The sequence below is a fragment of the Paenibacillus sp. LBL genome (genome assembly GCF_029893715.1).
In the GTDB taxonomy this organism is placed as follows: Bacteria; Bacillota; Bacilli; order Paenibacillales; family Paenibacillaceae; genus Paenibacillus_AQ; species Paenibacillus_AQ glucanolyticus.
On record NZ_JARXYU010000002.1, the window covers coordinates 441022 to 456939 of the forward strand.

Here is a 15918-nt window from a genome sequence, read left to right on the forward strand (position 1 = left end):
AGTCTTTTTTTGCATGCTTGATTGGTGCATATTCGCTATGTTCCGAGTTCGGAGAGAGGCTTGCGAACTTAGGACTACTATGGCTCTCAGGAGTATATTGACTTAATTCAGTCTTGCCTGGGAGGGTGTCATGCCCTTGTACTGTTTGTACAGCTTGGTAAAATAATTCGGATTGCTGCAGCCGACGATACCGGCAATTTCCGTGATGGTCCATGTCCGTTCACGAAGCAGCTTCTCCGCTTCATTCATTCGGGTCAGGTTGACGAAATCAACGAAGGTGCGTCCCGTTAAACGTTTGAACATTTTGCAAAAATGAAAGGGGTTCAAGCCGAGCTGGGCTGCGGCATCCTCCACCGATAATTTCTCGCCGATGCTGGACTCGATCCGATGGATCAGTTGTTTATACCGGTCCCGATTCACAAAATACGGCTCCACTGTCTTCTCAGCCAACTGAACTGGAGAAAAGATGCGCGAGAGCAGGACGAAGAGGGTGTACAGCTTGGACTTGACAATGAGCTGGTAGGCTGGGCGGCGTGAGTCCAGTTCATCGATAATTTCATCCAGCATTGGATAGCAATCTGCACATGCAGGCTGGCTCTCGGCTGGCTTCACCGGGAAGCGCAATCGCCCTTCCATAAAGGGGGCGACATAGCGGGCATGGATCGGGTCATGAAGGAACTCATTGAAGAGGGACGCATTCACCACCAAACAATCAAATGATACGTCGCCGTCCTCAAGGGCATATCCCACATGCAGGCTGCCGCCAGGAATGATGATCACATCACCGGCTTGTACAGGATAAGGAGTTGTATCGATATGGAAGACGGCATGTCCCTGGCGCATGTATATGATCTCAAAGTGCTCATGCCAGTGGAGATACAGGACACAGTCTTTCGCGGATGCATTCGAACAGACGTTGTGGAATACCTGGATTGGATAGGATTTATAGTCGAGTCTGGTATTCTCGTGAAGCTCTTTGGGATTGGACATAGGAATTCACCTCAGACCGCAAGATAAGAGTGGTATTGCACAAGGTTATATAGAGATATTGTTAAGTTTCACTATTATAATGAAGTAACTTCATTTACATTAAGCCAATATCGGAGTGATTTCAACCGTAAATACGATGAATTGAAAACGGTTTATAACACGATAACTTGGATCAGGGGGAGTTTTGCTAACATGACCACAGCGTTTAAAGTTGTTATTGCAGGATGCGGCAGCATGGCGAATACATGGGCCGATTATGCGAAGGGACGAGGGAATGTCGAGATTGTGGGGCTTGTCGATATCCAGGAGGATTTTGCAAAGGCATTTGCAGATCGGCATGAACTCTCTTGTCCTACGTTTACGAATATTACGGAGGCCCTTAATTCGACTGAAGCCAATGTGGTATTCGACGTCACCATTCCTGCCAGCCATTACGGGATCAGCACCGCAGCGCTTCAGCATGGGTGTCATGTCTTCAGTGAAAAACCTTTAGCGGAATCAATGACAGAATGTCTGGACATCGTCAGGCTTGCCGAGATGTCAGGCCTTACGCATGCCGTGATGCAGAACCGCCGTTTCGACCCGCGAATACGGGCCTATAAGGACTTGATTGACAGCGGAGCGATCGGGAAGCCGGGCTTTATCGGGGCGGATTTTTTCCTCGGTGCCCATTTTGGCGGATTCCGGGATCTGATGGACAGTCCGCTGCTGCTTGACATGGCGATTCATACCTTCGATCAGGCTCGAATGATCAGCGGAGCCGATCCGGTGTCTGTGTACTGTCAGGAGTTTAACCCGCCCGGCTCCTGGTATGCCGGGAATGCGATGGCCCTATGCATATATGAAATGTCGGACGGCTCCGTGTTCAATTATCGGGGGTCCTGGTGTGCCGAAGGCGCTCAGACTTCCTGGGAGTCGGCATGGCGGGTAACCGGAGAGAAGGGGACCGCCATCTGGGACGGTCATGATGAGATTTATGCGGAGATTGTGGCGAGCGGGGATCAAACGGGCCATTTTATTCGAAAATATGAGCGGGTAGAAGGGACTCAGCCCGTTATGGAAAAGACCGGTCATCACGGCTGTCTAGACAATATGTTCAACGCGCTCGAAGCGGGTATCAAGCCGGAGACCGACTGCAGCGACAACGTTTACAGCATGGCGATGGTGCTCGCTGCCTTGGAGAGTGCGAAGTTAGGGCGGAAAGTGATGATTGCCGAGTTTATGAATGGGCAGCGTTAGGGTATACCTATTTCATAACCCGAAATAAATATGATCAAAGAAGAACGTTAAAGCCATCGCGGAAGCGCGGTGGCTTTTGCTTTTTCGGTGAAACTTTAAACAAGAATTTATGCGCTCGGAGTGGAGCTAATGGTTATTGTCGGGTGGGCAACAAATCATATCCACGAGAGGATAAATGATTCACTTTCGTACATTGATATCGACTGTACTGGCTTCGGTCTAGCTTAAGTTTGAAGGAAGTTGCTGAAAAAAACGCTTTAGTGTTTGTTTCGTTCGATATATAATGTTTCTATAGGTTCATTTAATTTCATTTAGGTTCATTTAATATCATGAACAAGGAGAGAATATCATGCCAAGAATCAAGATCGAATGGCTGAATTGTGATGATGCTGTCAGGGTGGAGAAGTATACTGACTCACACAACTCGGATGGAAGCGTGATGGAGCGGGAAGAAGAAGGATTCACTTATCTGGCTTGTCAGCAGCTGGAGTACGCCGCTGGCGACAAGTATAGAATTACGTTAGAGCACCCTAATCGATACTTGGTCGTTCAGATGGATGAAGCGCTTTATCCGTCTCTGGTATATGTAAAGGGAAACGTCTGGGAATACGAGCTTCCATTATCGTATAAACAAGCGTATCCCGAGAAAGCTTTTGTCGGAGTGAAACATTATGTCACTGCCCGGTATGCAACCGATAGCGAGATTAGCCAATATCGGAATCTGGCCTTGAATGCCCATGATCAGAAGCATGATTCCAGCGCGTTTCCGCATGCTCACGCCAATGTAGAAACCAGGAATGATCCAACCTTTTTTGCGCGCAATGCAATCGACGGCATTTACGCCAACAGCAGTCATGGCTCATACCCGTATCAATCCTGGGGAATTAATCAACAAGCGGATGCGGAGCTGACGCTGGATTTTGGAAGAACGGTTGAGCTGGATCGGCTGGGCCTTGTATTGCGAGGCGATTTTCCTCATGACAGCTGGTGGAGGGAAGTGACGGTTGTTTTCTCCGACGGTTCAGAGGAGCGGCTGCATCCCGTGAAGAGCCGAAGCATCCAGTATTTTGACATTCATCCCCGCAGGGTAGAGTGGTTGGTGCTTAAACGCTTAATCAGAGGCGATGAAGCGCTTTATCCGGCATTAACCCAGATTGAAGCTCTCGGGAGAAATGCACTCTGAGCTGAAGAAAAGCGCTAAAAAAAATCTTGAAGTTCGTACATGTAAAAATGATCCGAGTTGAACAGGAAAGCATATCCGCCATGAAGGTCGCCCTATTGGCGGCTTTCTTGTTTTTTACGATACAAGTTCTTGATAAGTTCTTGCCCCCCGGCACTTGGATAGCACCGTCCTTGACAACCATTTGCAGGAGAACACTTGTCGTCTGTTGAATATATCGGAAACTGCAATAAATATTAGGCGTATTACAAGTACACCTTAGCCGCAGGAGGAGAACATCAACATGAAGTCGATCACCGTTCAGAGCCTTACGGACATGTTTCATCTGGAAGTGCTTGCAGGTGCTAATTGCATGGACCGCTTGATTACCCGTCCACAGACGCATAGACCGGGACTGGAGTTTGTCGGGTATTTTGATTTTTTCCCCATGGAGCGAGTACAAGTACTCGGCCGCAAGGAAATTAACTATTTATTAACGCTAAGCATAGAAGAACGGAAGCTGCATATCGGGAATATTGTCAAATATCACCCGCCGTGCTTTATTGTGACGTCCGGCCAGCAGGAGATTCCTTATCTGACCCTTTTCTGTGATCAGGAGGGCATTCCGCTGCTTCGGACAGCAGAGACAACAACCGAGTTTATTGCCAAGCTGGACAGCTATTTAGTGAAGACATTGGCACCGGAGATGTCGATCCATGCGGTATGCGTGAATGTATCGGGCATCGGCATTCTGCTCAGGGGAAAATCCGGGATTGGCAAAAGCGAGACCGCCCACACCCTTATCCGAAGAGGCCATCGGTTCGTGGCAGATGATATCGTGGTCCTCAAAAAGCTCAGTCCGACAACTCTTCTCGGTACGCATAATGTGACCACTCGCGAGTTCCTCGCGCTCCGAAGCATCGGTCTGATCAATGTTGTACGCCAATACGGGCGCACGGCGTTTCAGGACGAGACGCGAATTGTTCTCGATATCGAGCTGTCTCCGTGGCAGGACAATTCACTGAACAATGAGCTGGAGGCCGTGCCTCAGTTCACCGAATACCTGGGTATTCAAATTCCGCATATCGAGGTTCAGCTTCAGCCGGGACGCGACGTAGCCAGCCTGATCGAAGCGGCGGCTAACAATTGGTATCTTAAACAACTTGGTTACAGTGCCGCAGAAGACTTTATGAAACGCGTTGAAAACGAAATGCAGTCATGATGGATATGAAATAAGCAAGGATAGATCATTTAATATCAAGCCAAATGATAAGAAATCGTATATTCTAAATTTAATAGGCTCGTCTGACCTAGGCAGACGGGTCTTTAGCATGTAAATAATGGTAAGATCTAATAGATAAGAGTGTATAAGCTGAGGAGGGATAGATGATGAATTCGACAGAAAACCAAGGAAGGCCCAATGTGCTGCTCATTACGGTTGATCAGATGCGTTATGACTGCCTCAGCATTGCTGGTCACCCTGTCGTGGAAACGCCTAATCTGGACGAACTCGCAAGGACTGGTGTACGATTCAGCCGTGCGTATTCTGCTACCCCCACCTGCGTGCCTGCGAGAGCAGCCATATTCACCGGCCAATCGCAGCGGGCTCATGGGCGTGTTGGTTATCAGGACTCCGTTCCATGGAATTACAAGGAGACGCTGCCGGGGGAATTGGCCCAAGCCGGTTATCATACGCAGTGCATCGGCAAAATGCACGTTTACCCCGCACGCCACTTGATGGGGTTTCATAATGTCATGCTTCATGATGGTTACCTGCATCACAACCGCAACAACCACAGCATTCCGGTGCAGCAGCATTACGACCAAGTCGATGACTATGTACAATGGCTCCGCGAGAGGGTGCCTGGTGCGGACATGATTGACCTTGGTCTTGACTGCAATTCATCAACCGTTGCCCGCCCATGGCATTTGGCGGAAATGCAGCATCCAACGAACTGGGTGGTGACGCAATCCATTGATTTTTTACGGCGACGGGATCCCGGGAAGCCGTTCTTCCTATGGATGTCTTTTGTCAGGCCCCATCCTCCGTTCGACCCCCCGCAGGCATACTTGGATCTGTATGAGGATGCTGACTTACCGGAGCCGCCGGTTGGTGATTGGGCAAGGACGGAAGACCCGGAATTGGCAGGATACTCCCCTATAACTGGACGTGGATTGGTTCCGAAGCGCCGTCTGCGCAAAGCGATGGCTGCCTACTACGCTCTGATCACGCATCTCGATCATCAAATCGGCCGTTTTTTGCAGTCGCTGAATGAATATGGAGAGCTTCACAACACGGTGATCCTGTTTACATCCGACCACGGGGAGCTGCTGGGAGACCACCATTTGTTCCGAAAGTCTCTTCCGTATGAAGGGAGCACCCATGTTCCGTTTATTGTCAACGACCCTGGTAATCGATTAGGCTTAAAAAGGGGCGCGGTTTCGGATTCTGTTGTGGAGTTGCGGGACATCATGCCCTCCCTTCTGGAAGCAGCCGGCGTGCCTGTACCAGAAACGGTGGAAGGAAAGAGCATCTGGAGACTCGCATTAGCAGAGAATGAGGGCCAGATCGATCCCGCTTGGCGTCAGCATCTGCATGGTGAGCATGCTCAGGGGGCTCAGTCCCATCACTGGGTAACCGACGGGAAAGAGAAATACATCTGGTTTTCCCAAACCGGGGAGGAGCAGTTTTTTGACCTGGTACACGATCCAAAAGAGCTGCACAATGCCATTACCGATGAGGATTGCCAAGAACGTATCCGTCATTGGCGCGTGGTTCTCATGCAGGAGCTTGATGGACGTGAAGAGGGTTATACGGATGGCGAACGGTTAATCACGGGCAAGAAGCCGATAACCGTATTGTCCCATATCCATGGTATTGCGCAAATATAATCGAGGCTATAAAAGGAGAAAAAAATGCTAACAACACAACAGCTGAAAGATATTGAACAATTGCAAAAAGAGTGTGAAATTCATGATCATGTGCAATTAAAGCTAAACTGGGAAATGCTTGAAGCACGTGAAGCGGACCCGCTGGATTTTTTTCATTATGAGCATGACGAACTTGTAGCGTTTATAGGCTTGTATCCTTTCGGTTCTACAGTTGAAGTATGCGGCATGGTGAAGGTGAGTGAGCGTCGAAAGGGGCATTTCACGCGCTTGTTCCATCAAGCAATGGAGCAAGTCAAGCTCAACGGATACAGGAGAATCTTGTTGAACGCACCGGCAGGATCAGAAGCCGGCCGAGCATTCTTGAATAAACTGGGCGCTGAGCATGCATTCTCGGAATATCAAATGGAGTGGCAGGAAATGACTCTTCCGGAAACGGATGATATTAATCTGAGGCAGGCAACATCGGAAGATTACGAAATGAGTGTACGGTTATCCGTTGAGGCGTTCGGATTGGATGAAGAAGACGCCCGGGCGACGGAAGGCAATTACCTCACGGATAAATCGGATAACCTGATGATTGATGTGAACGAAGAAGCGGTAGGCAAAGTTCGGGTAAGCCATAAAGAGGGACAGGCGTGGATTTACGGATTTTGTATCTTGCCGAAACATCAGGGCCAAGGTATAGGCAGAAAAGTGTTGTGTAAAATCGTTAAACAACAGAGCTCGGCCGGATATTCGGTGCACTTGGAAGTCGAAACGAAAAACGGTCAAGCACTGGGGTTATACGAATCGGTTGGATTTAGAGTAGTGCACGCACAAGATTACTATCATTATCCATGTGGATAATCTAGAAGCCGCCGTGCAGGCGAGCGGTTAACCATGTTAGTAGGCCACATTAAAGGATCAAGTCGCTTGCGTAATGAAGCAAGAACTTGATCCTTTTTTTATCCACTTAATAAATTCAAAATCGCTAGCAATCATAGTGTTCCAAGCCACTATTTACGTATTTTATCTTTATAAGCTTTGGCATATTGGTCCGCTGCAAAAATGGCATCTGCAACATCATCTGCCGAAACGTTAAATGCATTATGGATGGTTTCACCCTTAGTAGTTGCAGCATGTGCCACCTTCATGATATCTTCTCTCGAAGCGTTTTTTAGATGAATATCCTCTAGTGTAACCGGCAGGCCTAAACTAATATAAAATGCGATATAACGTTCAATTTCCTCTAAGGAATGTTGTTCTAACGCTAGTTGAACCAGCGTTCCAAATGCTACTTTCTCCCCATGAGACAGGTGATGGATATCGCCTTCCAATGCAGTAAATCCATTGTGAATCGCATGCGCGGCAGCTAATCCTCCGCTTTCGAATCCTAATCCGCTAAGAAGGGTATTCGCTTCTACAACAGCTTCCAAGGCAGGAGTCACTACTTTGGCCTTCACGGATTCATAGGCAAGGTGGCCATATTTGAACAACACTTCTTCACATTTTTCTGCAATGGCTTCACCTGCAATCGTTGTTACGCCTCCCGCCATGGTGTGGCCGCCAAAAGCAATAACGCTTTTTGCTTCTACCCAAGTCGCCAATGCATCCGCAATGCCAGAAGCCAGCAGACGGGGCGGAGCTTCTGCGATTATTTTGGTGTCAACAAGAACCAGGTCGGGATTTTTGTTATAAAAGCGATAACTATCAAAGGTACCTTCATCGGAATATACCACCGAAAGAGCACTGGTTGGGGCATCTGTCGAAGCTGCAGTTGGGATGATGACCGTGTAGGCGTTCACTTCATCGGATACTCCTTTTGCCGTATCGAGAGTTTTTCCGCCTCCCACACCAATAACGACCGTAGCTTGAACATTCTTTGCAATCTCTGCAATCCTATTGATTTCTATTTTGGAAGCTTCACCATTGAAAATGACTTTCTCAGAAGAAATGTTTGCCTTCTCTAATTCTTGTACAACCTTGTCTCCGGCTATGCCCCAAACCATTTCATCAGCAATAACAATGGTTTTACTGCCCATTCCCTTCATGTATTCTCCGATTTTTTCCAACGCATTTTTACCTTGCACATACTTGGATGGACTTATATAAACTCTTAATGACATGATGCATTCATCCTTTTCAAATATATTTTGTCTAGAGCCCGGTCTCCTATACATTAACCTTTCCCCAATCAGAAATAACTTATGTAAGCACAAAAGGTTAGGAATTCAAGGATAATCGGACCCAAGGCTTAATTATTCGGTCTTGAATAAGAGTGAGCACGCAAAATGTCGGCTGAATAGGACTTTGTGCTGGTCGAAATCGTCCGCATTTATAGATAGATAGAAAGAATCATTTTTTCGGGAAGATCGGCGAATTGGGTGTACGACCGGCGCTGAATATAATACGATCAGACAAAGTCTTCTGCTGATTAACACGAATAGAACCGAAGCGGATAAACGGAGGGATACGATGAAATTACTAAAGACGATCGCGGTTACATTGGCAGGCATCTGCTTGCTTGGCATAGGTTGTACAAGTCAGAATCAGGGAGATGAGACAACTCAGGTGCAGCTCGAGCAATCCGGCAGCAATATTCGGGTTCCCCACAATGAGCGGCTCCACTTATCCACCGACCAAAAGTGGATCGAGCAAGAAGGGCATCAATCCGATCTGATTCGGCTCCAATGGACCGCAGAAAGGGCCAAACCCGCGATCGTATGGATGGACGAGAAGGGTAAGGACAAAACGGCGATCATCTCGCACGATAAGGCAAACAATCCGGAGCAGCGAGACCATAAGCATATCTCGTTCGAGACAACCATGTCGCCGACCGGCGAATATCCGAACCAGCTGTTCACTCGATTTGAGATCCCTTTTGACACCGATGTAAGTGAAATCCGTACTCATTCTTCGAACTTCAATGTCATGAGCGGCATTTTGCGAGTAGCAGGGGAAAGTGGAACAAACCGGGATATGCAGTTCAGTGTAGCGGGTGAGGACAATGAGACGACAGCCAGATGGGCCATTCGGGCCGATAGTTCGGAGGAATCGGGTGACAATTCCGGGGCCGACCTGCAATTTGTGCGTTACGCCGATGATGGCGAAGTTGTCGATTCCCCGCTTACCGTTCAACGCAGCAGCGGCCATGTCGGAATAGGGACGAATGACCCTGATACCAAGCTTGATGTAAACGGGGACAAACTTCGAATCCGCGAAAAATATACGCCGGCTTCTTCTACAGATGCCTGCAGTCAGGGTCAGATGGCATGGGACGAAGAATATGTCTATGTCTGCGTGACCGAAAACAAGTGGAAACGAACAGAAATTTCCACTTGGTAACAGGGATTTGGGAGACAAGAGCTGTCTCCTTCCGCGTATTCTTGACCTTCACTGATGGATATGCTAAGTTGTGTTCATATAAAAGGAAGCTCAAGGGGAGGGATAAAGCGATGACGGAATTAGAGGTTGTGGATGTTCTTGTGAACCTGTCATCTTCGCGATTTATTGGCATGGTTCACTTCATAAACAATCAGTTACCGGAACTTTATCCCCCCATATCGATATATGCCTAGCGCTTTTTGAATGTCTGCCGCTCAGGTTTATTAGGAATAGGGTCGGGTTTGTGTAAGCGCCGAGAAGCACTGGTTGGACCGGTGCTTCTCGGCGTTTTCCATGACTTCCGTGTAACGGGCGGGATCGAAGGTAGATATTCTCGCCAACACTCAGTTGGAGGTCGATTTAGATGTCACAGATTCAAGTTTCGAACTTGACGTTTGCCTACGAAGGCACTTACGATAACATTTTTGAGAACGTTCATTTCCAGATTGATACCGATTGGAAATTAGGATTTACCGGCAGAAACGGCAGAGGCAAGACCACGTTCCTCCGTCTCCTGTTAGGAGAGCTCGAGTATAGCGGGACGATCTCCGCAAGCGTTGAATTCGAGTATTTTCCGTTCGAGGTCGAGCATAAAGAATATCTTACGATCGACGTAATTGAAGAGGTGCATCCGGAATATTTGCACTGGAAGCTCGTTCGAGAGCTAAACTGGTTGAAGATCTCGGAGGATGTCCTGTATCGTCCGTTCGAGACGTTATCTAACGGTGAGCAGACCAAGGTGCTTCTCGCAACACTATTTATTAAGGAGAACCGTTTCTTGCTGATTGACGAGCCAACGAACCACCTCGACTTGCATGCGAGACAACTGGTTGCCGATTACCTTGGCCGAAAAAGCGGATATATCCTGGTCTCTCATGACCGGGCCTTTCTGGATCGCTGTGTGGATCATATCTTATCCATCAACAAAACAAATATTGAAATCCAGAAAGGGAGCTTCTCGACATGGTGGGAGAACAAGCAGCGACAGGATCAATTCGAGCTGGCGCAGAACGAGAAGTTGAAGCGGGATGTTCAGCGATTGTCGGAATCCTCCAGGCGGACCAGTGGCTGGTCGCATGAAGTGGAGAGCACCAAGAACGGCACGAGAAATTCTGGCTCCAAAGTAGACAAAGGCTACATCGGCCACAAGGCAGCCAAAATGATGAAACGTTCGAAAGCCATCGAACAACGGCAGCAGTCCGCCATTGAGGAGAAGAGCAAACTTCTCAAGAATATCGAGAGTGCGGAGAGCTTGCAAATTGCCCCGCTTCATTATCACAAGGAGCGTCTCGCTGAGCTGGATCATGTGTCGATCTACTACGATGGGCACCAAGTAAGCGAGGATGTGTCGTTCGAGATCGAGCGAGGGGAGCGGGTTGCGCTGTCCGGAGCGAACGGTTCCGGCAAGTCCAGTTTCATGAAGCTGATCTGTGGCGAGGATATTTCATACAGCGGAGGGTTCCAGAAGGACACCCAGCTGCAAATATCCTATGTATCCCAAGACACATCCCATCTTCAAGGCGATTTGTCCGATTACGCAAAAAGCCACGGCATTGATGAGAGCCTGTTTAAATCCATCTTGCGCAAGCTTGATTTCTCCAGACTGCAATTCGAGAAGGACATGGCCACATACAGCGGCGGTCAGAAGAAGAAGGTTATTAATCGCCAGAAGCCTTAGCGAAAGAGCACACTTGTATGTTTGGGATGAGCCGCTTAATTTCGTAGATGTGAACTCAAGGATGCAGATTGAAGAGCTGCTGCTCGAATACAAGCCGACACTTCTGTTCGTAGAACATGACAGCGAATTCGTTCATAACGTTGCGACCAAGGTCGTAGAACTATCCCACTGTGCAACGCCATAAATAGGCAGCGTGATCTCTATCAGGAAGAATGCGTCTATTGCACGTATGGTTTTTTTACAGTAAACTGACAGGTACAACCTGATAGACGGAAGGATGAATGATAACGATGACCATTCCTTCATTGCATAGAATTAATGAGCTTAGCCGCAAGCAAAAAAACGAAGGTCTGACCCCGGCAGAACAAGACGAGCAGCAGCAGCTTCGTCAGGAATATTTACAAGCGATCCGAGGACAAGTGTTATCCACCATGTCTACGCTGAAAGTGGTAGACCCGAACGGTGATGACGTAACCCCGGTGAAACTGAAAATAACGCAGCAGCAGAACCCGTCCAGGCTGCATTAAGCTCTCAAATCGGCATTGTGTAATGGATTTAAAAGACCTCCGCAACCTCTTAGGGAAAGGATATCCGCTTCCCATCGAGATTGGTTGTGGAGGTTTTTTTGTGCGAAATGAACTTTTGTTATGACTGCGATCTCTTATCTATGAAGAGGGGGGACCATATGAACGTAAGCCGTCTTGTCAGACAAGCCCAAAGAGGCAACAAAGAAGCTTTATTACAGCTCATCCTGGCCGAACAGGACGCTTATTATCGCCTGGCATATAGCTACATGGGGAATGAGTATGATGCGATGGATGCCATGGAGGACATGATTGTTACACTTTACGAGAAGCTGGAACAACTGAAAAAGGGGGAAGCCTTCTACAGTTGGAGCAAGACCATCCTGGTCAATCGCTGCAAAACATTACTCCGCAAAAAAGAACGATTTCTTCCACTCGGAGATGAGCAGGAATCCGTGCTTACTGCATTAATTGAGGATAATCCATATCGTTTGACGGAGTCTGAACTGAATATGCAGGAGCTGCTGTCTCATCTGAATCCACGGCAGCGGGAAGCGATTGAACTTCGGTACGTGCACGATCTTCCGTATCAGGCCATTGCGGACATAACCGGTACGCCGATAGGTACGATTAAATCCAGAATTTCGCAAGGAATACTTAAGCTGAAAGCTATGATCGGAGGTGATCGTTATGAGGACGATCGAGGAGAGATTAGAGGAGCACAAGCAGGACATGAGTACGATGCAGGCACCGCCGGAACTTGAAGGCAGACTTCGACATGCACTAGAGGCGACACCTGCCCGCAAGAAAAAAATGAATCGAGCAGCAACGTGGGTGTTATCGTCAACCGCGGCACTCCTGCTGCTTGTTGGAACCTATCAATATCCTGCATTTGCTTATTACGGAAGCATGCTGCTTAACAAAATCGAGCTTAGCTCGCTCAGCTTCGCGGAAGTGGCGGAGCAGGGGTACGGGCAAACGGTGAACAAAAGCAAAACGCTAAATGACGGCACGGTTATTACCATTGATGGTGTGATTGCGGATGATAATGGTCTGCTTATGTATTACACCATCGATCGTACCGATGGATCTGTGTTTACGGATAACGGTTCGTTTCGCTACGGCGTGAACCATATTCATGGTTTCTTGACGGATTCAGACCCGAAGGAAGGTAATGGAAATCATAGCCAAGATGAGACTCAGTTTGAAGGCGTATATAAATTCGAGCCGGTTAGTCCATTCTCCCGAACATTAACCGTGACCTTCAGTGAATGGCTGGAGAATGGAAAGCGAGCTACCTATCCGATCTCCTTCAAATTTGAAGCGAATAAAGCGATGAAGAGCATCGTTAAAGAAGACATAGCCCAAGCTATTCCCGTCGATCAAGGATCTGTTCACTATGATGCCATTATCGCCTCACCGACATCAACCATCGTCAAGGGGCATTACGAAATGAAGTATGAGGGAGCCCCGAGATTTCCAGCCAGGACGAGTCTCTATGTGAATGGGGTGGAGGTGAAGTCGTGGGGAATGCGGGCGGATCATTCCGGACCCAAGGGCAGCCCGGCATTTGAACTTGAATTTGACGTGCTTCCGACAGACAGGGTTAAAACCATAGAACTGGTTCTGAACAATTTCAGCGGCTATCAGAAGGTAGAGAAGCCCATCTCCCTGGCGTCACCATCGGATCAATCGATCCGCATCGGCGATGAGAAGTTATGGATTCGAAGTGTTACCCCAACCGCTTCGGGTTATGATATCGTGATCGCGAGAAAACAGTTTACCCTCTTGGAGAAGGAACATGTATCCGTGCAGGCGGGGGGCAAGACCGTTCCTGTTTCATCTATCTCCCAATCACGTCCTTGGGATCTGAAGAACGGCAATATCCTGCGGGAACAAACCTATTCGTTTAAGACAACCGAGAAGCCGGAGCTTCTGCTGCTGAACGAATTTCACTATATTAAAACCTATGATAAAAGCGTATATATACCGGTGAATTCTCCATAATCAACTTCTTCGATTTCATTACAGTGCCCTACAAGTAGAACGAACACTGCTTGGGGGCATTTTTCCTGTTCAAATGGGAGCGCATGGGATAAATTGATAACTCAACAACATACTAACTCGCAAGAGGTGGTAAAAATTGCAGCAATCGGAGGAGCAGAACCTTCAAACATATTGAACAGTAAGTCCGAGATTTGCTTCGTATTCTCGGACATCTGAAGTTCGTGCTCACGCCGACGCATATCTCATCCGAGCTTCAGGGAGAAATGGTGGGCAATCTGTAGAACGGTAAAGTCGTCATCCTGATTGACCAGTTCTCATTTTCTTTTTTTCCAGCGATCATACCGATTTGTGGTCAACAACGCTGGATGTCAACTATCCTTATCTGTTTCAGGTTTTTTTAACGGAGTATATCAGGCGTCAAAAAAACGTGTATGAAACATTTTCCTGCCATTACACGTTATATTGTCGAAGGACAAGAAACTATTACTGAATGGAGGACAGCCCATGTTGATCAACAAGAAGAAACCATGGTGCCAACATCCAAGGAATCGACGAAGCAAGCGTCTTGTATCGGGTATTGTTGCTAGCATACTTACTTTACAAGGAATCATGGCGTTAGTGCCGTCGCAAGTTTATGCGGAAACCGCCGATTTATCGCTCCGAAACTGGCATGCATCCTCACATATCTCTGTACCGACTATAAAGCCATCTTGGACGATGCAGGTAGACAATTATCTGGACATGTACGATACCTATGAAGGTCACCATGCAATCGCTGAGGAAGGGAAAGTATTTACGTTCGCCGACCAACAATTGATTGCTATCGATGCGAGGACGGGGAAACGGTTATGGAGTTATGGCAAGGATCTGCAGCCTTATGTGACGTATGGCAATGGCGTCGTATATGGGCTGTCTGCTGATCATATGCCGTTTGCTCTTCATGCCAAGACAGGAAAGCTGCAGTGGAAGTCCGGCACATCCACATTCATCGATACACGTCTGCGTACGGAGGTAATGATTCCGACATCCGACATGCTTTATGCCATCAATGGAAGCGTGACATTTGCATTTGATCGTGCGACAGGCAAACTGCGGTGGGAGGCCAACGAGCCGTTAGCAGATGGACATGGAACAGCTTATCTGGAAGAAGCGGATGGTGTCATTCTCCGTACGTTCATGGTTCAAGGAGCGCTCTCATCCGTTCAGTTGAATGCGTATGACAAGAAGACGGGCAAGAAGCTGTGGGGACATTTCGGTCAGGGAGAAGCGCTGACAATCAAAAACGGCCTCGTATATTCGATTGATTACTATTCTCCTCAGTTACTCGATTATCAGTCCGTGCCGGATCGCAAAGTAATCGTGAACGCGTATAATCTCAAGAGCGGGATTCAGAAGGGAAGCCGCGAATTCACCTGGAAGCTGGAGCATGAACCGCCGTACGAGTACGGCCGGGGTGGCGTATTTCTAAGCGGTGGCAAGCTATATATCGAACAAGGCAATCAGGTGGCAGAGTATCCTTTTGACGATTACAAGACGGGTGAAGCGCCACTGAGAACCTTGAGTAGTCCTTACGGTGAAGAGTGGATATTACTAGGCGTGGTTCAGGACAGATTGATGTACAGGGACTATAAGACAGGGGAAATGAAGGGCGTTAAGCTGGCAAATGGTCAGGCGGTAGTGTTGAGTGGTGACGCCCCGATTTCACAGATTGACGTATACGATAAAGGAATGTACCGAGCGCAGCGCAATGGCACGCTGCTTGGCATTAACATACTGACGGCCAAGCCGGTCTTTAGAGTAACAACAGGTGCAGATCTGCACGAGTCAACCTTGAAGACGGGGGATATGGTGATCATCCAGGCGGAAGGCAAACTCCTCGGAATAAAAATACCGGCTTCATTGCGTTAGGCGAATCAGAATAGAGTTTGAAATCGTTCTTCTAATTGACTATGGAGCCGCATAACTTGCGGCTCTATTTGTTGTATGTAATGAGTTTTAGTAACCATCACGTATGTAATCCTTACTTAAGCTATGGATGATGAAATAGATGAGAACACAGCGGCTAT

12 protein-coding genes and 1 pseudogene are annotated in these 15918 nt (G+C 47.9%); 11 read left to right on the forward strand and 2 right to left on the reverse strand.

Annotation, left to right across the window (positions count from 1 at the left end; all coding sequences use genetic code 11):
* Positions 1–102: 102 nt before the first annotated feature.
* On the reverse strand, positions 103–990 hold the full coding sequence (locus M2277_RS07060; protein ID WP_036637374.1) for a helix-turn-helix transcriptional regulator: 888 nt from the start codon (positions 988–990) through the stop codon (positions 103–105).
* 192 nt (positions 991–1182) lie between these two features.
* Here M2277_RS07060 and M2277_RS07065 point away from each other — a divergent pair, with 192 nt between their 5' ends.
* The 5 genes from M2277_RS07065 to M2277_RS07085 all read left to right on the forward strand — a co-directional run bounded on the left by M2277_RS07065 (position 1183) and on the right by M2277_RS07085 (position 7126).
* The gene (locus tag M2277_RS07065) at positions 1183–2229 is read left to right on the forward strand and encodes a Gfo/Idh/MocA family protein (protein WP_036637376.1); all 1047 of its coding nucleotides are present in this window, start codon (positions 1183–1185) and stop codon (positions 2227–2229) included.
* A 349-nt stretch (positions 2230–2578) separates the two neighbouring features.
* The gene (locus M2277_RS07070; protein WP_148247143.1) at positions 2579–3412 is read left to right on the forward strand and encodes a hypothetical protein; all 834 of its coding nucleotides are present in this window, start codon (positions 2579–2581) and stop codon (positions 3410–3412) included.
* Positions 3413–3692: 280 nt separating this feature from the next.
* A complete protein-coding gene (gene hprK / locus M2277_RS07075) occupies positions 3693–4610 on the forward strand; it encodes an HPr(Ser) kinase/phosphatase (protein WP_006210535.1) in 918 nt (305 codons plus the stop codon).
* A gap of 164 nt (positions 4611–4774) precedes the next feature.
* Positions 4775–6280 carry an arylsulfatase gene (locus M2277_RS07080; protein WP_481857764.1) on the forward strand — a complete coding sequence of 502 codons (1506 nt, stop codon included), beginning with the start codon at positions 4775–4777 and terminating at the stop codon, positions 6278–6280.
* Positions 6281–6304: 24 nt separating this feature from the next.
* Positions 6305–7126 (forward strand): GNAT family N-acetyltransferase, encoded by an 822-nt coding sequence (locus M2277_RS07085; RefSeq protein WP_006210533.1) that lies wholly within the window; start codon positions 6305–6307, stop codon positions 7124–7126.
* A 149-nt stretch (positions 7127–7275) separates the two neighbouring features.
* On the opposite strand, the gene M2277_RS07090 is transcribed toward M2277_RS07085, so the two are convergent.
* Positions 7276–8385: a glycerol dehydrogenase gene (locus M2277_RS07090; RefSeq protein ID WP_348537771.1), complete on the reverse strand. Its 1110-nt coding sequence runs from the start codon at positions 8383–8385 to the stop codon at positions 7276–7278.
* 349 nt (positions 8386–8734) lie between these two features.
* Here M2277_RS07090 and M2277_RS07095 point away from each other — a divergent pair, with 349 nt between their 5' ends.
* The 6 genes and pseudogenes from M2277_RS07095 to M2277_RS07120 all read left to right on the forward strand — a co-directional run bounded on the left by M2277_RS07095 (position 8735) and on the right by M2277_RS07120 (position 15760).
* Positions 8735–9604, forward strand: a complete 870-nt coding sequence (locus M2277_RS07095; RefSeq protein WP_148247145.1) for a hypothetical protein — start codon at positions 8735–8737, stop codon at positions 9602–9604.
* A gap of 403 nt (positions 9605–10007) precedes the next feature.
* Positions 10008–11505 (forward strand): annotated as a pseudogene (locus tag M2277_RS07100) (Lsa family ABC-F type ribosomal protection protein).
* A gap of 106 nt (positions 11506–11611) precedes the next feature.
* Positions 11612–11848 (forward strand): DUF896 domain-containing protein, encoded by a 237-nt coding sequence (locus M2277_RS07105; RefSeq protein ID WP_036637391.1) that lies wholly within the window; start codon positions 11612–11614, stop codon positions 11846–11848.
* 158 nt (positions 11849–12006) lie between these two features.
* Positions 12007–12609 (forward strand): RNA polymerase sigma factor, encoded by a 603-nt coding sequence (locus tag M2277_RS07110; RefSeq protein ID WP_006210527.1) that lies wholly within the window; start codon positions 12007–12009, stop codon positions 12607–12609.
* Entirely contained in the window at positions 12536–13852 is a 1317-nt protein-coding gene (locus tag M2277_RS07115; RefSeq protein WP_063480629.1) for a DUF4179 domain-containing protein, read from the forward strand. Before M2277_RS07110 ends, M2277_RS07115 begins: the two co-directional genes overlap by 74 nt.
* Before the next feature lie 504 nt (positions 13853–14356).
* On the forward strand, positions 14357–15760 hold the full coding sequence (locus M2277_RS07120) for an outer membrane protein assembly factor BamB family protein (RefSeq protein WP_063480630.1): 1404 nt from the start codon (positions 14357–14359) through the stop codon (positions 15758–15760).
* Positions 15761–15918: the final 158 nt, after the last annotated feature.